18 protein-coding genes are annotated in these 18,375 nt (G+C 58.8%); 9 read left to right on the top strand and 9 right to left on the bottom strand.

The genetic code is table 11. The features are described from left to right. The first annotated feature begins 27 nt into the window (after positions 1-27). The gene (locus tag ACR0L1_RS14885) at positions 28-594 is read left to right on the top strand and encodes a carboxymuconolactone decarboxylase family protein (RefSeq protein WP_170786474.1); all 567 of its coding nucleotides are present in this window, start codon (positions 28-30) and stop codon (positions 592-594) included. Here the strand turns inward: ACR0L1_RS14885 and recF are convergent. The 6 genes from recF to mutM form a co-directional block, all read right to left on the bottom strand. Next, the gene (gene recF / locus ACR0L1_RS14880; RefSeq protein WP_480859610.1) at positions 591-1,685 is read right to left on the bottom strand and encodes a DNA replication/repair protein RecF; all 1,095 of its coding nucleotides are present in this window, start codon (positions 1,683-1,685) and stop codon (positions 591-593) included. The genes ACR0L1_RS14885 and recF overlap by 4 nt on opposite strands. A 59-nt stretch (positions 1,686-1,744) precedes the next feature. Beyond that, positions 1,745-2,866 (bottom strand): DNA polymerase III subunit beta, encoded by a 1,122-nt coding sequence (dnaN, locus tag ACR0L1_RS14875; RefSeq protein ID WP_480859608.1) that lies wholly within the window; start codon positions 2,864-2,866, stop codon positions 1,745-1,747. A 228-nt stretch (positions 2,867-3,094) separates the two neighbouring features. Further along, positions 3,095-4,480, bottom strand: a complete 1,386-nt coding sequence (gene dnaA / locus ACR0L1_RS14870) for a chromosomal replication initiator protein DnaA (protein WP_480504139.1) — start codon at positions 4,478-4,480, stop codon at positions 3,095-3,097. A 560-nt stretch (positions 4,481-5,040) separates the two neighbouring features. Further along, positions 5,041-5,304 carry a 30S ribosomal protein S20 gene (gene rpsT / locus ACR0L1_RS14865; protein WP_170351928.1) on the bottom strand — a complete coding sequence of 88 codons (264 nt, stop codon included), beginning with the start codon at positions 5,302-5,304 and terminating at the stop codon, positions 5,041-5,043. Positions 5,305-5,530: 226 nt separating this feature from the next. After that, the gene (locus ACR0L1_RS14860) at positions 5,531-6,307 is read right to left on the bottom strand and encodes an enoyl-CoA hydratase (protein ID WP_170790064.1); all 777 of its coding nucleotides are present in this window, start codon (positions 6,305-6,307) and stop codon (positions 5,531-5,533) included. A 66-nt stretch (positions 6,308-6,373) separates the two neighbouring features. Further along, complete coding sequence (gene mutM, locus ACR0L1_RS14855) at positions 6,374-7,225, bottom strand: bifunctional DNA-formamidopyrimidine glycosylase/DNA-(apurinic or apyrimidinic site) lyase (RefSeq protein ID WP_480859606.1); 852 nt, start codon at positions 7,223-7,225, stop codon at positions 6,374-6,376. 86 nt (positions 7,226-7,311) lie between these two features. Between mutM and ubiE the strand changes: the two genes are divergently transcribed. After that, complete coding sequence (ubiE, locus tag ACR0L1_RS14850; RefSeq protein WP_480859605.1) at positions 7,312-8,064, top strand: bifunctional demethylmenaquinone methyltransferase/2-methoxy-6-polyprenyl-1,4-benzoquinol methylase UbiE; 753 nt, start codon at positions 7,312-7,314, stop codon at positions 8,062-8,064. Next, complete coding sequence (gene ubiB / locus ACR0L1_RS14845) at positions 8,065-9,594, top strand: 2-polyprenylphenol 6-hydroxylase (RefSeq protein ID WP_480504144.1); 1,530 nt, start codon at positions 8,065-8,067, stop codon at positions 9,592-9,594. It begins immediately after the preceding gene. Positions 9,595-9,692: 98 nt separating this feature from the next. Here the strand turns inward: ubiB and ACR0L1_RS14840 are convergent, their stop codons facing one another. After that, positions 9,693-10,868 carry an acetyl-CoA C-acyltransferase family protein gene (locus ACR0L1_RS14840; protein WP_480859604.1) on the bottom strand — a complete coding sequence of 392 codons (1,176 nt, stop codon included), beginning with the start codon at positions 10,866-10,868 and terminating at the stop codon, positions 9,693-9,695. Between the two features lie 118 nt (positions 10,869-10,986). On the opposite strand from ACR0L1_RS14840, the gene ACR0L1_RS14835 reads away from it, so the two are divergent. After that, positions 10,987-11,556 carry an XRE family transcriptional regulator gene (locus ACR0L1_RS14835; RefSeq protein ID WP_170770923.1) on the top strand — a complete coding sequence of 190 codons (570 nt, stop codon included), beginning with the start codon at positions 10,987-10,989 and terminating at the stop codon, positions 11,554-11,556. 47 nt (positions 11,557-11,603) lie between these two features. Here ACR0L1_RS14835 and ACR0L1_RS14830 read toward each other — a convergent pair whose 3' ends face one another. Beyond that, positions 11,604-11,921, bottom strand: a complete 318-nt coding sequence (locus ACR0L1_RS14830) for a hypothetical protein (protein ID WP_480504149.1) — start codon at positions 11,919-11,921, stop codon at positions 11,604-11,606. A gap of 194 nt (positions 11,922-12,115) precedes the next feature. Here ACR0L1_RS14830 and ACR0L1_RS14825 point away from each other — a divergent pair, with 194 nt between their 5' ends. The 5 genes from ACR0L1_RS14825 to ACR0L1_RS14805 all read left to right on the top strand — a co-directional run bounded on the left by ACR0L1_RS14825 (position 12,116) and on the right by ACR0L1_RS14805 (position 17,074). Further along, positions 12,116-13,303 (top strand): glycine C-acetyltransferase, encoded by a 1,188-nt coding sequence (locus tag ACR0L1_RS14825; RefSeq protein ID WP_480859601.1) that lies wholly within the window; start codon positions 12,116-12,118, stop codon positions 13,301-13,303. Then, positions 13,300-14,250, top strand: coding sequence for a PLP-dependent cysteine synthase family protein (locus ACR0L1_RS14820; protein ID WP_480859600.1), 951 nt, complete (start codon positions 13,300-13,302; stop codon positions 14,248-14,250). The genes ACR0L1_RS14825 and ACR0L1_RS14820 overlap by 4 nt, the downstream gene beginning before the upstream one ends. Before the next feature lie 19 nt (positions 14,251-14,269). Continuing rightward, positions 14,270-15,298 (top strand): L-threonine 3-dehydrogenase, encoded by a 1,029-nt coding sequence (gene tdh / locus ACR0L1_RS14815; protein ID WP_480859635.1) that lies wholly within the window; start codon positions 14,270-14,272, stop codon positions 15,296-15,298. Between the two features lie 63 nt (positions 15,299-15,361). Beyond that, positions 15,362-16,243 carry a tryptophan 2,3-dioxygenase gene (locus tag ACR0L1_RS14810; protein WP_170770932.1) on the top strand — a complete coding sequence of 294 codons (882 nt, stop codon included), beginning with the start codon at positions 15,362-15,364 and terminating at the stop codon, positions 16,241-16,243. Positions 16,244-16,246: 3 nt separating this feature from the next. Continuing rightward, entirely contained in the window at positions 16,247-17,074 is an 828-nt protein-coding gene (locus ACR0L1_RS14805) for an alpha/beta hydrolase (protein ID WP_170770934.1), read from the top strand. Between the two features lie 150 nt (positions 17,075-17,224). Here ACR0L1_RS14805 and ACR0L1_RS14800 read toward each other — a convergent pair whose 3' ends face one another. Then, complete coding sequence (locus ACR0L1_RS14800) at positions 17,225-18,373, bottom strand: aromatic ring-hydroxylating oxygenase subunit alpha (protein ID WP_480504159.1); 1,149 nt, start codon at positions 18,371-18,373, stop codon at positions 17,225-17,227. Positions 18,374-18,375 lie beyond the last annotated feature (2 nt).

Here is an 18,375-nt window from a genome sequence, read left to right as displayed (position 1 = left end):
CACTTCGCCAGAAACAGGAGCTTTGACATGGCAAACTTCCCCTCTCATGACCTCGAAACAGCGCCCGAAGGGTCCAAACCGCTGCTGGAAAAGTCGCAGGCCGCATTTGGGCGCCTGCCCGGCCTGCACAAGGTGATGGCCGAAAGCCCCCAGCACCTCGAAGCTTACCAGATGCTGCACCACCTGTTTCTGCAAACCGATTTCGACAATGACGAGAAAACCGTCGTATGGCAGACCATCAACGTGGAAAACGAATGCCACTACTGCGTGCCCGCCCATACCGGCATCGCCAAGATGATGAAGGTCTCGGACGAAATCACCGAGGCGCTGCGCAACGAAACCCCGCTGCCGTCCGCCAAGCTTGAGGCACTGCGCACCTTCACCCTGCAAGTGATGCAAAGCCGCGGCAACCCGAGCGAGGAACAGCTGCAAGCCTTCTTTGACGCAGGTTACTCGCACCGCGCGGTGCTGGACGTGGTGCTGGGTCTGGCTCAGAAAACCATGTCGAACTACATGAATCACATGGCGCAAACCCCGGTCGATCAGGTGATGCGCGGCTTCCTGTGGGAACGCAAGGTCAGCGAACCTGCCTAAGCGACAACCGAGGCCCCGTCGCTTTCGGTCACAACCAGCGTCTGGGCCCGGTCGCCCAATTCCACAAACAGCTCAGGCCCGGTGCCCGTCATCCAGGCCTGCGCGCCCAAGGCGCAAATCTCGTCATAGAGCGCGGCCCGCCGTCCGGCATCCAGATGGGCGGCCACCTCATCCAGCAGCACAATCGGCGGTGCACCCACCATCCCCGCCAGCGCCCGCGCATTCGACAGGATCAGCGAGACCAGCAGGGCCTTTTGCTCTCCGGTCGAGCAATCCTTGGCCGGAACGCCCTTGGCCGCGAACACACCGTACAGGTCCGATCGATGCGGCCCCACCAAGGTCCGCCCCGCCGCTAGATCGCGAAACCGGCTTTCATTCAGCGCCTCGCGCAGGTCCTCGACTGTGTCCGGCATCGCGCCTTCGGACTGAACCAGCTCCAGATCAGCGGACGGAAACGCGGTTTCGGCCTGCTCCTGCGCCGCGCGCAAGTGATCCAAGGCCGCCAGACGCGCCGCGTGGATGCGGTGCCCGGTCTCGGCCATCTGCCCTTCTAACGCGGCATACCAATGGGCATCTCGCACCTGCTCTTTCAGCAGGCGGTTGCGTTCGCGCATTGCCTTTTCATAGGTCAGTGAAGCCTCGGCATGGGCGGGATCAAAACTCAGCGCAATACGATCCAGAAACCGTCGCCGCCCCTCGGCCCCTTCGATCCACAGCCGATCCATCGACGGGATTAGCCAGACCACGCGCGCCAGCTTGCCCAGATCAATCTGACTGGCCGCCTTGTCATCAATCCGAACCTGCCGCGCAGCGCCCCCTTCGGACCATGTCTCGATCTCATAGCCTTGCCCCTGTGCGTTCAGCAGGCCTGACAGCTTCCACCCCAGCGCTTCGGGTCGTCGCGTCATCTCAGCGGCACTCGCCCTCCGCATGCCGCGACCGGGCGAAAACAACGACACCGCTTCCAGAATATTGGTCTTACCGGCCCCGTTCGGCCCATGGATCGCCACCGGCCGCCCATCCAGAGACAAACGCGCCAGCTTATGAGACCTAAAATGCGAGACCGTAAGCTCGGTCAGGGCCAATCCCATGACCCCTCCCTTCTTCTGTTCAAAAATACCTCCGCCGGAGGCATCGCGCGCCAGCGCGATCAGACGCGCATCGGCATGACAACATAAACCGCGCTTTGGTCATTACCTTCGCGCATCAAGGTTGGATCACCGGCCGAATTGAACAGGAACACTGCATTTTCACGATCCACCTGAGACGCAATCTCTAGCAGGTATTTCGCGTTGAACCCGATCTCCAGCCGCTCATCGCCATATGCCACGGCCAGTTCTTCCTCAGCCGCACCGCTATCGGGCGCATTGACCGACAAAACCAGTTTATCCGCTTCCAACTGCAACTTCACCGCGCGCGAGCGTTCGGACGAAACAGTCGCCACCCGGTCCACAGCCTGAGCGAACTCGGCGGCATCCACTTCCAACTGGCGCGTGTTGCCTTGCGGAATAACACGAGTGTAGTCTGGGAAGGTGCCGTCGATCACCTTGGAAGTCAGCGTGATATCGGGAGTAGCAAAACGCACTTTCGTCTCGCTGACCGAGACAGCGATGTCCATCTCGTCATCGTCCAGCAGCTTCCGCAGCTCACCTACGGTTTTACGCGGTACGATCACGCCGGGCATGTCTGCCGCCCCATCAGGCAAGTCCGCGTCGATGCGCGCCAGACGATGCCCATCGGTGGCCACACAGCGCAGCACCTTGCCGCCATCTGACCCATCGGCCACATGCATATAGACGCCGTTCAGATAATAGCGCGTCTCTTCCGTCGAGATTGCAAATTTCGACTTGTCGAACAGCCGCCGCAGCAGCGCCGCCGAGGCTGTAAAGTTCGATTGATATTCCGAGGACGCCATCACCGGAAAATCCTCTTTCGGCAGGGTCGCCAGCGAGAAATTCGACCGCCCCGCCTCGACCGTCAGACGCCCTGCGGCGCTGTCAGCTGTCAGCGTAACCAGCGCGCCATCGGGCAGTTTCCGCACAATTTCATGCAAGGTGGTGGCGGCCACTGTGGTCGCGCCCGCGCGTTCTACCTGCGCAGGGGCCTTGTCGACCACCTCGATATCCAGATCGGTGGCGCGGAACATGGCCTGATCACCTTCGGCCTCGATCAGCACATTGGCCAGTATCGGAATGGTGTTGCGACGCTCCACAACGGATTGGGCCTGCGAAACGGCCTTGAGAAGGGTGCCGCGTTCGATGCTGATCTTCATACCCTCAATTCCTCTGACTTGCGTGCCGATAGGGGCGGGACTGGCACGTTAGCGGTTCCACCCTGAGGCACAAGGATTTTTTATGGATTTCTGAGTCGGATTGCCCAAAGGGTCAAGGGCCACGTGGCCGCTTGGGCACAGTTCCCAATCAACCGTGGAGTTTATCGCACAAGAAAACGCCCCGGATGTGAGGCTCCGGGGCGTTTTCCTGTTTTCTGAAGATACGTCCTACGCCTCCAGAGCGCGGCGCAGCATTTCCACGTCTTCGGCGATTTGACCGTCGGTGGTCTTCAGCTCTTCGATGCGCTTCACACCATGCATAACGGTGGTGTGGTCGCGCCCGCCAAACCGACGCCCGATCTCGGGCAGCGAGCGGCTGGTCAACTGCTTGCACAGGTACATCGCCACCTGACGCGGGCGAGCATAAGACCGCAAGCGCTTGGGGCCGATGATATCCGACAGACGGATGTTGTAGTATTCGGACACTTTGCGCTGAATCTCCTCGACGGTGATCTTGCGCTCTGAGGCACGCAGCACGTCAGCCAGACAATCCTGCGTCAGTTCCATATCGATCTCGCGACCTACCAGCGAGGCAAAAGCAAACAGACGGGTCAGCGCACCTTCCAGCACCCGCACATTGGTCGAGATGCGGTGGGCCAGAAATTCCAGCACGCCATCAGCGATCTGCAGGTCGGGATAGGTGGCGCTGTAGTGCTGTACCTTGTTCTGCAAAATGCCCAGACGCAGCTCATAGTCAGTTGGATGCAGATCCACAACCAGACCACATTGCAGGCGCGATTTGACACGGTCTTCCAGATCCTTGATCTCACCCGGCGCACGGTCGGCCGAGATGATGATCTGTTTGTTCTGATCCACCAGCGCGTTGAAGGTGTGAAAGAACTCTTCCTGCGTGGAATCCTTGCCTGCGATGAACTGCACGTCATCAACCATCAGCACGTCGACCGAGCGGAACAGGTGTTTGAAATCCATCATCCGGCGTTCGCGCAGGGCCTGAACGAAACGATACATGAACTGTTCTGCTGACAGGTACAGCACGTTCAGATCAGGGCGCTTGGTCTTCAACTCCCACGCAATGGCGTGCATCAGGTGGGTTTTACCCAGACCAACACCACCATACAGAACCAGCGGGTTGAAGGTCACCGGACCGCCTTCGGACACGCGGCGCGCGGCGGCATGGGCCAATTCGTTGGGTTTGCCGACAACAAACGTATCAAAGGTAAAACGGGTATCCAGCGGAGCAGCTTGCAGGGACTCAAGCGCCTCATTTCCAACGGCGGCCTGCTGCGACAGAGGCTCATCCTGCGGGACTTCGACCGCAGGTGTAGCTTCGACCGAAGGGCGCGCAGGCGAGTTGGCCGCGACCCGAAAGGCCAGACGCTGAACGGATTCCCCGGATGTATTCATCTCATACAGAATCAGGTCGGCAAAATTCTGGCTGACGTAATTGCCCATAAAGTTCGTCGGCACCGAGAACACCGCAACGCCATCCTGAACTTCTTGGAATTGCAGAGGTTCAATCCAGGTCGTGTAATTGTTCTTGCCGATTGCCTTGAGCAAATTGTTTTGCAGTAGTCCCCATTTCTCTTGTGTCATTCAGCGCCTCACGCATCCCATTCTTTATTGGCCTGTCGGCCTTATTAATGTGTCCGGTTGCCCGGTTCTGACGCTCACTCGCAAAAGGATACCCACCCGCCGAACCCGCAAAGTTCGGCGCCTTCGTCCCAGAAAGCCTGCACAGACCAATTTCGCAGACGTTCCATAACCGGATCGCCCCGAAAACCGGGTCGTGGCTCGCAATCTCAATTTTCGACAGGGCCTAGGTTCTTGGTGCGCCAAGTCCCACAGCAGACCGGCAATCCGGTGCAACCGGTTGCCGACAATTGTTCCCTGACCATCCTGATGCCCGTCAGTCCGGTCGGTGAAACAGCCTGTCCCCCCAAGCGAGTGAATCGCTAAAACAGTGGTAGCAAGAGGGTGACGCTCGGGGCAACGAAACTCTGATATTGACTCGGGTCTGGGGGCGAAAGAATCTCTCGGTTTCGTGAGGACGCGGTATTCTGGCAACAGCAGAAAGGGCGCCGCACTGCGCGACGCCCTTTAAATAGATCAGTCTTGCTTACGTGACCTAAGGTCACCAGCGGTCACTGTGCGACTCAGCCCAGCGCTTTGACGCGGGCCGACAGCCGCGACATTTTACGCGATGCGGTGTTTTTGTGGAAAACGCCTTTGGTGACGCCGCGCATCAGTTCGGGTTGTGCTGCGCGCAGGGCAGCAGTTGCTGCGTCCTTGTCTCCGGAAGCGATCGCTTCTTCGACTTTGCGCAGGTAAGTGCGGATGCGCGAACGGCGTGCTTTGTTGATTGCAAAACGCTTTTCGTTCTGACGTGCGCGTTTCTTTGCCTGGGGCGAGTTAGCCATGTGTCTCTGACCTTTGTTCGGTACGGTTATCTAGGGTTGCGCGCCACGGAATTATCCGCACCGGATCAGAAATCACGAGTGTGAGTCGGGCCAAGCGGGCCGCACGCGCATGTATAGCGGCGCTTACTATCCAAACTGCCGGGGTTTGCCAAGCAGATTCTTGTAGCCGCATATCAGACATGAAAAAAAGGCGGGCCCTGCCCGCCTGATCCGATATGCCGCCCGCTTACTTGTCGCGGAATTGCGCGGCGCGTTTTTCAAGAAACGCAGCCATGCCCTCTTTTTGATCTTCAGTCGCAAACATCGAATGGAAGACGCGGCGTTCGAACAGCATCCCCTCGCTCAGCGTCAGTTCGTAGCTGCGGTTGACCGCCTCTTTCGCGGCCATTGCACTCAGCTGAGATTTCTCTGCGATCTTCTGTGCGGCGGCCATCGCCTCTTCTAGAAGTTTCTTGGCCGGCACCACGCGGCTGACAAGACCGGCTCGTTCTGCCTCGTCCGCGTCCATGAACCTACCGGTCAGGTTCATGTCCATCGACTTGGACTTGCCCACGAAGCGGGTCAGTCGCTGGCTGCCGCCCAAACCTGCGATCACGCCCAGATTGATCTCGGGCTGGCCGAACTTGGCGCTGTCCGCGGCGATGATGAAATCGCATAGCATCGCCAGTTCACACCCACCGCCCAACGCATAGCCTGCCACGGCTGCAATGATCGGCTTGCGGATGGCCGTCATGCGGTCGTTCAGATCCGCAAACAGATTCGTAGTGTAGACGTCGACAAAGCTCATCGTGGACATTTCCTTGATGTCCGCGCCTGCAGCAAATGCCTTGTCCGAGCCGGTGATGACGATGCAGCGCACCTTGTCATTGCTATCGGCATCTTCCAATGCCGCGCACAATTCGCCGATAAGCTGCGAATTCAGCGCGTTCAGGGCATCGGGTCTGTCCAGCTTGATAAGAGCGACGTGGTCTTCGATTTCGACGATGATCGTCTCAAAAGCCATGAGGTGTAAGCTTCCGGTTGTTCCGTTCAGATACGATTCATTATCACGCGCAAAAGCTGGATCAAGTTATCTTTGGCATTGCGCGCAATAGAAGGATGAGCGACCGGACTGGGTGATTCTCTTGATCGGCGCGCCGCAGCCTTCGGTGCGGCAGGGTTCGCCTTCGCGCCCGTAGACATCAAAGCTGTGCTGAAAATATCCAAGTTCTCCATCGGCTTGGCGGAAATCACGCAGGGACGACCCGCCAGCCTGAATGGCATCTTGCAGGACCTGCCGGATAATCGGGACCAGTGCTGCAACACGCGGCGTCGAAATTTTCCTAGCTTTGCGACGTGGCGACACTCTGCCGCGATAAAGCGCCTCGCAGACATAGATATTCCCTAATCCGGCAACGATTCCCTGATCCAGCAGTGCGGATTTGACAGGGGTGTTCTTGCCCATGAATGCATCAATCAGGTGCTGCTCGTGAAAGTCATTGCCCAAGGGTTCCGGCCCCAGAACCGAGAGCAGCTTATGCGCCTCGGCATTCGCGGTGGGCAACAGGTCCATCGCCCCGAACCGGCGCGGGTCGTTAAAGGTGACGCGCGCACCATTAGCCATGTGAAAGACCACATGGTCATGTTTTTGCGCCGCAGGATGATCACGCACGAACTGACCCAACGGATCGCCCGAGACCGTCATCCGCCCCGACATGCCCAGATGAATCAGCAAGGTCTCGCCGCTGGAAAGATCGGCCAGAATGTATTTTGACCGCCGCCGCAACCGATCTATCCGCTGCCCCGTCAGCCGCTCGGCCATACGGTCGGGAAAGGGCCAGCGCAGATCGGGACGGTTCACATCGGCGCGTTCGATCACCACCCCCTCCATCGCCGGGGTCAAACCGCGTCTTACTGTCTCGACCTCGGGCAATTCGGGCATTAGATGGCTCCTATTCCAAAGGGCCGCATTGTGCCCGCCTCTTATGGCCCTATAACAGAGGCGAAATTCGACGAACGGCAAGGCTTATGTCCGACAACAGCGACAAGACCACTCATTTCGGGTTCGAAACCGTACGCGAGGCTGAAAAGGCCGGGCGTGTGCAAGGCGTGTTCAACTCGGTTGCCTCGAAATATGACGTGATGAACGATGTCATGTCGATGGGGATCCATCGGGTCTGGAAAGACGCGATGATGGACTGGCTGGCTCCGCGCCCCGGTCAGCGCCTTCTGGATGTCGCGGGCGGTACCGGAGACATTTCCTTTCGTTTCCTCAAGCGCGCGGGGCACGGCCACGCCACCGTTCTGGACCTGACCGAGCCGATGCTGGTCGAAGGCCGCCAACGCGCCGAAGCAGATCAGATGGCCGACAGCCTGAACTGGGTGGTGGGCGACGCCATGTCCATGCCCTTCGAGGACAACACCTTCGACGTCTACACGATTTCCTTCGGCATCAGAAACGTGACCCGCCCGCAAGAGGCGCTGAACGAAGCCTACCGTGTGCTGAAACCCGGCGGCCGCCTGATGGTACTGGAGTTCAGCCAGTTGCCGAATGACGGGCTGCAAAAGCTCTATGACCTCTACAGCTTCAACGTCATCCCGCGCATGGGCAAGCTGATCGCCAATGACTACGACAGCTATCAATATCTGGTCGAATCGATCCGCAAATTCCCCGATCAGGAAACGTTTCTGGGCATGGTCCGCGCGGCCGGGTTCGAAAACGCCAAATACCGCAATCTCAGCATGGGTATCGCCGCGCTGCATTCCGGTTGGAAGATCTAAATGCGCGGCCCTCACAACATCATCCGCCTGATCCGCACAGGCGCCACGCTGGAGCGCACGGGCGCCATGAGCGTGGTGCTGGACGCGTTCGAGGCTCCGCCTGCGCTGCGCTTTGTGGCCCACGCTCTGGGCAAGCCGTTCCAATGGCTGGGCTACAAGGGCGATCCCGACATGCCCCCCGCCACCCGCGCCCTGACGGCGCTGGGTCCGGCTTATATCAAATTCGGTCAAGTGCTTTCAACCCGCCCCGACGTGGTTGGCAATGAACTGGCCGCCCAATTGCGCGTGCTGCAAGACAAACTGCCCCCATTTTCCCGCGATGAAGCTATGGCCGAAGTCGCCAAAGAACTGGGCCAACCCGTGGATGAGGTGTTTTCGGAATTCAGCGAACCCATCGCCGCGGCTTCCATCGCGCAGGTTCACAAGGCCAAGCTAACTAGTAACGGTGAGAATGTCGCCGTCAAAGTCCTGCGCCCCGGCATCGAACGCGCCTTCCGCAAGGATGTGGACGCCTTCTATTTCGCCGCCCGCATCGTGCAGCTGTTCGCCCCCGGTGCACGCCGCTTGCGCCCGATGGAGGTGATCGAACATTTCGACGGTGTCGTGCGGGGCGAACTGGACCTGCGTCTGGAAAGCGCCGCAGCCTCGGAATACGCGGCCAACACCAAAGATGATTCCGGGTTCTGGCTGCCTCCGGTGGTTTGGTCGCTCTCTGCCCGCAGGGTCATGACCCTTAGCTGGGCGGACGGTATCCCGTTGGGCGACAATGACGCCTTGGACGCCGCCAATCATAACCGTCGCGATCTGGGCGAACGCGTCCTGCGGCTTTTCCTGTTGCACGCGCTTCGTGACGGCTATTTCCATGCCGACATGCATCAAGGCAACCTCAAGGTCGCGGCCAATGGCGATATCATCGCCTATGACTACGGCATCATGGGGCATATCGACGAATATACCCGCCGGGTTTACGCGGAAATCCTCTTTGGCTTTATTCGCCGCGACTACAAACGGGTTGCCGAGGTGCATTTCGAAGCGGGCTATGTCCCCGCCAATCAAGATGTCGACGAATTCGCCCGCTCCCTGCGCGCAGTCGGAGAGCCCATCTTCGGCATGGACGCCACCCATATCTCGATGGGCCGCCTGCTGAATTACCTGTTCGAAGTCACCGAACGCTTCGGCATGGAAACCCGCACCGAACTTATCCTGCTGCAACGTACAATGGTCGTCGTCGAAGGCGTGGCCCGTTCGCTCGACCCGCAGGTCAACATCTGGGAAGTCGCCCGCCCCGTGGTCGAGGACTACATCAAGAAATCCATCGGCCCCCGTGCCGCCCTGCGCGATTTCAGCAAAACTGCACTGGTCCTTGCCCGTTTCGGCCCTCGTTTGCCTGCGCTGGTCGAAAACGCGCTAATCGCCCAAACCCAAAAAGACGACCCCAAGTCTGCTCGCTTCTGGTCCGCGGCGCTTCCTGCAACGATCGGAGCCGCCGCAGGCGCAGCCATCGTGCTGATCCTTTCAGCGCTCAGCTAAAACCGATCCGCCCTTCATCTGGCTGAAAATATCCTCGGGGGGATTCGCGCCCAAAGGCGCGAAGGGGGGCAGACAGAGCCCCCCGACACGGTCTCAGATCAGAGCAGTTCGAAGGCAATGGCGATACCCTGACCGCCGCCAATACACATGGTTACCAGACCTTTGGACCCGCCAATCCGTTCCAACTCATACAGCGCTTTCAACGTGATGATCGCCCCGGTTGCTCCCACCGGGTGGCCCAGCGCAATCGCGCCGCCGTTCGGGTTCACCTTGGTCGCGTCCAGACCCAGTTCCTTGTTCACCGCCAGCGCCTGCGAGGCGAAGGCTTCGTTGCTTTCGATCACATCGAAATCTTCGATCGACAGACCCGTTCGGGCCAACAGGTTCTGTACCGCAGGCACCGGACCAATACCCATCACCTCAGGGCGCACACCGGCGTGGCCATAGCCTAGAATACGCGCCTTGGGCTTCAGACCCGCCTTTTCAGCCGCATCAGCCGTGGCCAGAACCATCGCCGCCGCACCGTCGTTGATGCCCGACGCATTGCCCGCCGTCACCCGACCATCCTTCTTGAACGCCGGGCGCAGACCTGCCAGCGCCTCGATTGAGGTCGTCTTGGGATGCTCGTCGACCACGAAATCGACCATGTCGCGCTTGACTTTGACCTGAACCGGCGTGATCTGGCTCTGGAAGTACCCAGCCTCAATCGCCGCAGCAGCACGGGTCTGGCTGGTCAAGGCGAACTCATCCATCTGCTCGCGCGTGACCTGGTGCTCATCCGCGACGTTCTCAGCCGTGACACCCATATGACCAGTGCCAAACGGACAATTCAGCGCACCCAGCATCATGTCCAGCGACTTGATATCGCCCATTTTTGCACCCCAGCGCGCCTGCTGTAGGATATAGGGGCTGCGCGACATGCTTTCGGCACCACCGGCCACAGCAAAATCTGCATCACCCAACATCAGCGACTGCACTGCCGACACAATCGCCTGCGCACCCGAACCGCATAGTCGGTTCACGTTCATCGCAGGCGTTTCGACCGGAATTCCCGCCTGTTTGGCAGCGGCCCGAGACAGATACATATCACGGGGTTCTGTGTTGATCACATGGCCGAACACAACATTGCCGACCTGACCACCTTCGACGCCCGACTTCTCCATCGCGGCCTCAGTCACAACGGTCGCCAGATCAATAGGCGCGGTCGAGGCCAGTGCCCCGCCAAACGTACCAACCGCGGTGCGGGCACCATCCAGAATAACGATGTCTTTCATATCTCATCTCCTCTTGGGTCTGGCGGCACTATTACGTCCTGCAGCGTAGCTGTCCTATACGACGTACCGTCACAAGCAGAATTGACATCGCTCCTCCAAAGGCGCATGAGTTTCCGTAATGACGGAAACCACAGACGATATCCTGACACGCCTGCCTGCCCGCCTGAAAGAAGCGCGCCGCGCCAAAGGCCTGTCGCTTGAGGCCGTCGCCAACCTCAGTGGCGTGTCCCGCTCCATGGTCAGCCAGATCGAACGCGGGGAAAGCAGCCCCACCATTGCGACATTGTGGAACCTGACACGTGCGCTGAATGTAGACTTTGCCGGGCTTTTGGATGAAGAGGTTCAGGGCGACACAATTGAAGTACTGAAACAGTCGGATGTGCCCAGTATCGACAATATGGGGTATGGCTGTCGGATCGGCATCCTCTCCCCGCCAGAAGATGCCGGTGGGCACGAAGTGTACGATATCTGGTTCGAGCCGGACGGAAAACTGATCAGCCAACCGCATGCAAAAGGCTCTCGTGAACATTTGACTGTTTTGATGGGATCGGTCGAGATTGAATCAGGCACCGCAACTGAGGTTCTGCATCAAGGCGACACAGGGCGGTATGCAGCGGATGTTGCGCACTCGATCATTGCACATAATGGACCGGCACGCGTTTTTCTAATTGTGAAAACTGGTCTATAGGATCGACCGGCCGCCTGAACAGGCGGCCAGTCCGGATTGATAAATTATTACTCGTCGGGTAGGTCGTTTGCGCCGCGGGTTCCTCCACGGTTGGACACCTGGCCGTCTGTACCGGTAATGCTGCTGAGGCTGCTTCCAATATTGCCCCAGCCTCCATTTCCGCCGCCGCTCACCGCCGAAGCAGTGCCTTTGCCTTTGCTTCCAAAGTCCCGACCGAGCGTGGCCGCGCCACCTGAAACAGCCCCGGCCATGGACTGAGCAAGCCCACTGTTACCACCACCGGTATTGCCTTTGCCAGGCCCCGCGAAAGCCGCTGTTGCACCAAACATCAGAGCCAGCGCCGCGGCTGTTGAAATCTTAATCATATCGTTTCCCTCCCAGTTGATATGCAAAAGAATACGCGGCGTGGAGAAAAGTGGATCACATTGAGTTCAGCAAAAAGTTATCACTTAAAGTTTCCCTTAATCCGTAATGTAAGAAAATTTTCCGTAATACTGCAATTCTTCTATTTCGGAAATATATCCGCTATGCTAGACACCGGGGAGCTATGGAGGCCCAGATGGCAAATGCATTCCTATCACACATCACGGACACGCTTTCGCAGATCGAATCCGAGGGTTTGTATAAACGCGAACGCATGATCACCTCGCCTCAGGGCGGTGAGATTACGGTGGGCGACAAACAGGTCATAAACTTGTGCGCCAATAACTATCTGGGTCTTGCCGATCACCCTGCGTTGATCGACGCCGCCGTTGGTGCGATGGGCCCCAAAGGGTTCGGCATGGCCTCGGTCCGGTTCATCTGCGGTACACAAGACATCCACCGCGAGCTGGAACAGAAGCTGGCGCAGTTCCTGAACAAGGATGATGCGATCTTGTTTGCAGCTTGTTTCGATGCGAATGGCGGGCTGTTCGAGCCGCTACTGGGTCCTGAGGACGCCATCATCTCGGATAGTCTGAACCACGCTTCGATCATCGACGGGGTACGGCTGTGCAAGGCCAAGCGCTATCGCTACATGAACAACGATATGAACGATCTGGAGGCGTGGCTGAAACAGGCGCGCGCGGATGGGGCGCGGCATATCATGATCGCCACCGACGGCGTGTTTTCCATGGATGGCTATCTGGCCAACTTGCCAAAAATCCGTGAACTGGCCGATATGTATGACGCAATCGTCATGGTCGATGACTGCCACGCCACCGGCTTCATGGGGCCGAACGGTGCCGGCACGCCGGATCATTTCGGCGTCGATGTGGACATCCTGACGGGAACTTTGGGCAAGGCACTTGGGGGGGCAATCGGCGGCTATATCGCCGGGCCGCAGCCAGTGATCGACCTGCTGCGGCAGCGGGCGCGGCCCTATCTGTTCTCGAACTCGCTGCCGCCTTCGATCGTCGCCGCCGGGCTTGAAGCGATCCGTCTGGTCGAACAAGGCGACATGCTGCGCGCCCAACTGTTCGGCAACGCCAAATACTGGCGGGAAGGTCTGGAAAAACTGGGCTTTGACCTGCTGCCCGGCGAACACCCGATCATCCCGGTGATGCTGGGCGAGGCGACGCTGGCGCAGGACATGGCCAACAGGCTGTTTGACGAGGGCGTATATGTCTCGGGCTTTTTCTTCCCGGTCGTCCCGCGCGGACAGGCGCGGATCAGAACACAAATGAACGCGGCGCTGACCCGCGAAGAGTTGGACCGCGCCTTGGCCGCGTTTGGCAAGGTCGGCAAAGAACTAGGAGTGATTTCGTGATCCTGCCCTCTGTCATCGACGCGATTGGAAATACACCGCTTGTTGACCTGTCGCGCGTCTGTCAGCACCTAGGTCTGGAGGGCCGCATTCTGGCCAAGCTGGATTACCTGTTGCCGGGGTTCTCGAAAAAGGATCGCGCCGCAAGGTCGATCGTCGAACTGGCCCGCACGGATGGCACCCTGTCACCGGGGCAGACGGTGGTCGAGCTGACCTCGGGCAATATGGGCACCGGGCTGGCGATTGTCTGCGGAATTCTGGGGCATCCTTTTGTCGCGGTGATGAGCGCCGGAAACTCGGTCGAGCGGGCGCGGATGATGCGCGCCCTTGGGGCAGAAGTTGTGATCGTGCCGCAAGCCGAGGGCAGCAAAACCGGCGAGGTATCGGGCGCGGATTTGGCGCTGGTGGACGAGGCCGCGCAACGCATCACGGCCGAGCGTAACGCCTTCCGGGCCGATCAATTCGGCCATTCCGGCAATCCCAAATCCCACGCAACCGGCACTGGACCCGAAATCTGGGAGCAATCCGGCGGCACCGTCACGGCCTTTTGCGATTTTGCGGGCTCTGGCGGTACTCTGGCCGGGGCCGCGGCTTTTCTCGCACCGCATAGCGTGCGCTGCTACGCCGTGGAACCCGAAGGCGCGCAGGCCATCGCTGGCGAAGCCATCACCAACCCCGATCACCCAATCCAAGGCGGCGGATACGCAATGGATGATCTGGTTCACCTGAACGGCATCTCATTGGCCGGGCATCTGTCCGTGTCAGGCGACGCGGCGCGGGATGGGGCGCGGTTGCTGGCCCGGACCGAAGGCATATTCGCGGGCTACTCGGCGGGCGCGAACCTTGCCGGAGCGATCGAACTGCTGCGCGGCCCGGAAAAGGGCGGCTGCGTTGCGATTGTGATGTGTGACAGCGGGTTGAAATACCTGTCGACCGATTTGTGGGAGTAATCCGATGCGACCCAACACCATGAAAGCGCTTGAGAAATCCAAACCTGAAGAGGGCCTGTGGATGGTGCAGGCCCCGGTGCCCGAAATCGACCCGGATGAAGTTCTGATCCGCATCAACAAGACTGGCATCTGCGGCACCGACATTCATATCTGGAACTGGGATGAATGGGCCTCGGCCACAGTGCCGGTTCCGATGATCACTGGCCATGAATTCGCCGGTGAGATCGTGGAATTGGGGCGCAACGTGACCGGTTTGGCAGTCGGTCAAAGATGCTCGGGCGAGGGGCATCTGATCACTAACGACAGTCGCCAAAGCCGCGCGGGCAAGTTCCATCTGGACCCAGGCACGCGCGGAATTGGCGTGAACGAACAGGGTGCCTTTGCCCAATACCTGAAACTGCCCGCCTTTAACGTGGTGCCGCTGCCCGACGATATCCCGGATGAGATCGGGGCAATCCTCGATCCGCTGGGCAATGCCGTTCACACCGCGCTCAGCTTTGATCTGCTGGGCGAGGATGTTCTGATCACCGGCGCTGGCCCCATCGGCATAATGGCGGCAGCCGTGGCCCGCCATGCCGGTGCGCGCCATGTGGTCATCACCGATATCAACCCCGACCGCCTGAAACTGGCCGAACATGTGGTGCCAACCGTGCGCAGCGTCGATGTCTCGAATGAAGACCTGCAAGATGTTATCGCGGATCTTGGTATGACGCAGGGGTTCGATGTGGGGCTGGAAATGTCGGGCTCGCAAGCCGCGCTGGACCAGATGGTCGAGGCACTGGTGATGGGCGGCAAGATCGCCCTGCTGGGGATTCCGCCCGGCAAATCGCCCGTCGATTGGTCGCGCATCGTGTTCAAAGCGATCACCATCAAAGGCGTCTATGGCCGTGAGATGTTTGAAACCTGGTACAAGATGATCGCCATGCTGCAGAACGGTCTGGATGTCAGCCGAGTGATCACGCACCAGATGAAAGTCGACGACTTTGCCGACGGCTTCGCCGCGATGAAGTCCGGCCAATCGGGCAAGGTGGTGCTAGACTGGACCTGACACACTGGATAGTTGCAAAATGGCGCCTTAGACAGGTGCGAAATACCGCATCAAGGGGGCGTCATGAGCGACAAGACCGACAGATATCTGGAACGTGGGATCGAACCATCCCTTGTAACCGATTTCACCCAGACCCACCGCAAGAGCTATGGCGACTTCCTTCAGCTCAAGACGCTTCTGAACTTGCAAAAGACCTTTCAGGACCCGGCCCAACCCGATGAGATGCTGTTCATCATCATCCATCAGGTCAGCGAACTGTGGCTGAAATTGATGCACCACCAACTGGTCGAGGTGCGCCACTTTCTGCAACAGGACGAATTCGGCCCGGCAATGAAGAATCTGGACCGGGTGAAGGCAATCCAGCGGCAGTTGATCGCCGCGTGGGAAACCCTACTGACCATGACCCCAGTCGATTACATGACCTTCCGGCAGGCCCTTGGCAGCTCATCGGGATTCCAAAGCCATGGCTACCGTCAGATCGAGTTCATTCTGGGCAACAAGGACGCCGCGACCCTGAAAGTGCACGCCCATGACCCCGAAGTGATGGAGATGCTGACCGCCGCGCTGACCAAACCATCCCTCTATGATGAGGTTCTGTTTATGCTGGCCCGGCAGGGATTTGATGTGCCCCAGGACCTGCTGGACCGAGACTATGCGCAGCCCTATTCAGGCGATCCGCGCGTTGTGAAACTGTGGGTACAGGTCTTCCGCAACACCGCGCAGTATTGGGACCTCTATGCGCTGGCCGAAAAACTGATGGACGTTGAATCCCTGTTCCAGCGCTGGCGCTTTGACCACGTCACCGCGGTCGAGCGCGTAATCGGCAACCAACCGGGTACCGGAGGTTCCAGCGGCGTTTCATTCCTGCGCAAAGCCTTGGATTTGCGGTTCTTTCATGATCTCTACGATGTACGCACCGAATTGATGTATGCGGATCAGGAGTAGCCCATGCTGTACCGAGGTTTCACACAGGCCGAACTGGATCAGGAATATTCCCCCCGCTCGATGATTGGCGGCGACCTAACGCCTTATGTTGAAAGCTGGGCCGCGCTCAGCGCGCAGCACCGGGCGCAATTGGACTGTCATGAGAACCTCGCGTACGGTGATAGCCCCACGCAGGTGCTGGATTTCTTCCCAGCAAAAGGCACAGGCGCACCGTTGCATGTGTTCATCCACGGCGGCTATTGGCAGGCGCTAAGCCAGCGCGAGTCCGCTATGGTAGCCCCGGCGATGATCGAGGCCGAGCAATCCTTTGCCACCCTCAACTACACTCTGGCCCCCGATGCGCGGATCGGCGACATGATCGAAGAATGCCGCACCGCCCTGCTATGGCTGGCCGCAAACGCCGGTAATCTGGGGTTTGACCCTGCGCGCATCACTCTGTCTGGTCACAGCGCCGGGGCGCATCTGGCAGCGATGGTCATGGCCACCTCAGCCGACGCACTGGCCCGCGCGGGGCTGCGCGTGCGCGATGTGATCCTGATCAGCGGGGTGTACGATCTGGAGCCGATCAGCCTGACGCCCGTCAACGATCCTCTGCAACTAACCCCTGTCGAAGTGCACGACCTGTCCCCCATCCTGCACCTCCCAGCACCCGGCCCGCGCTATCGAGTAACCGTCGGCGAACGAGACACACCCGAATTCATTCGCCAAAGCCGGGACTATGCTGAACTGCTGCGCAAGGGTGGGCATTCGGTCAATTTCGATCTGCAAAAGGGCTTGCAGCATTTCGATATCATCATGCATCCGGGGACGTTTTGGGCGGCGACGAAATAGGCAAGGGCATTTTCTGCGACGCCAGTAGCGTCCGGTTCGAGCCCTTAGCGTACCTTCAATTGACAAAACTGCGCCATTCCGCAGCGAACGACTGCACAAAGCCCGTGTAGCTGTAATTTTCAAGGCCGCTAACAAGAAGGTCAAAGGTTTTTAGCCTGCAAGCATTTCTTCGACGCTTGCGTTAAATCGGTGTAGCGCGCCTTCGAAACGTCCGAATAGATGGCTTGGGTTGCCGCGCGAGGCAAAGCCGGATTGGATTTCTTCGCCCAATTCGAAATCCTCCATCAATGCTGTCACTGTGATTTTTTGGTTCTTGTCCCAATGTGCTTGCATCTCCTCCGTATCTGGCAAGGCACGTGGAACCAGCGTTGCCATTCGGACATGGGTCAAGTCATGGGCAATGGGTTCGAAATGGAACCACATAACGTGGTCCTGTTGCACTAAAAGCTGAGAGTTTGACATCAAGGTATACACCATATTGGCATCCCGTCGTATTTCCCACTTGTCTTCGGGCGTATCGCGCATATCTGGCATTGAAATCCGAGGCAGAATTGCGCGCATATGCGGACCGAACATCTGGTAGGTCAGCAGATTGTCGGGGAAATAGGGACCTATCGTGTTCTTGTGGGCGACCCGGAAGTGATAAGCTTCCATTCCACCTTCCATCAACAACTTCCAGTTTGCCTTAATGTCAATCTCTTCGATCGCGGCGATACGGTGCTGATCCAGCCCGATCCAATCCAGCTCCGCACCGATCCCCGCAAGCCAGCCATCAATATCCGGCATCTCAGCGATATCTGGGTCTGCAACGATCCAAATGAACCCATTTTTCTCGGCGCAGGGCAATCGACGCAGGCCGCGCTCAGCGCGTGGAAGGTCGGGAAAACCCTGCGCTTCTTGCGGCACCGCACGCAATTCCCCTTCGTTGGTCCAGCTCCAGGCGTGGTAGGGGCAAGTAAAGACTCGCTTGCAGCCCTTTGCCTCGCGTTCCAATTTCGCGCCGCGGTGACGGCAAACGTTAAGGAAAGCACGAACATTCCCATTTTCGTCGCGTGTCAGCAAAACAGGCAAGTCTAAAAACCGTTTGGTCAGAAAAGCACGAGGCACTTCAAGCTCCGAGCTTTGCGCGACGATAACAGGGCGCCGCGTGAAGATCATAGCCCGCTCACGCTCGAATCGTTCCGGGCTGGAGTAGCGTGAAATCGGGGAATGCGCGATCGCATCATCCAGGAAAGCCGATTTCTGATCGGCCAGTCCGATGATCTCTTTTATCAGCTCGATTTCTGTTTGTCTGTCCATCA

This window comes from Ruegeria sp. J8 (assembly GCF_056531925.1).
Note: the sequence above shows the minus strand (reverse complement) of the source record. Positions and strands in the feature narration are given on the sequence as shown.